General features: G+C 67.7%; 1 protein-coding gene. It reads right to left on the reverse strand.

Going from position 1 to position 421, the window contains the following annotated elements:
- On the reverse strand, positions 1-421 hold a 421-nt coding region (locus IE99_RS0128560; protein ID WP_030177550.1), incomplete at both ends, for an acyl-CoA dehydrogenase family protein.

Consider the following 421-nt stretch of genomic DNA (forward strand, 5'->3'; position numbering starts at 1 on the left):
TCATCCCCGCCGCGTCCGACCCCGCCTCCGCCTCCGACAACGCATAAGAGAACATCGCCTCCCCCCGCGCCACCGGCCCCAGATACCGCTTCTTCAACTCCTCCGACCCCGACAGCAGCACCGGCACCGTCCCCAGCTTGTTCACCGCCGGGATCAACGACGACGACGCACACGCCCGCGCCACCTCCTCGATCACGATCACCGTCGCCAGCGCATCCGCACCCACACCCCCGTACACCTCCGGCACATGCACCGCGTGCAACTCATTGGCCACCAGCGCATCCAGCGCCTCCTGCGGGAACCGCGACTCCTCATCCACCACCCCCGCGAACGGGGCGATCTTCACATCGGCGAGCTCACGCACCGTGGCACGCAGCAACTCGTGCTCCTCCGACGGCGCATACGCGGGAAAGTCAGTCAT

Source organism: Spirillospora albida (assembly GCF_000718255.1).
GTDB classification, from domain to species: Bacteria; Actinomycetota; Actinomycetes; order Streptosporangiales; family Streptosporangiaceae; genus Spirillospora; species Spirillospora albida.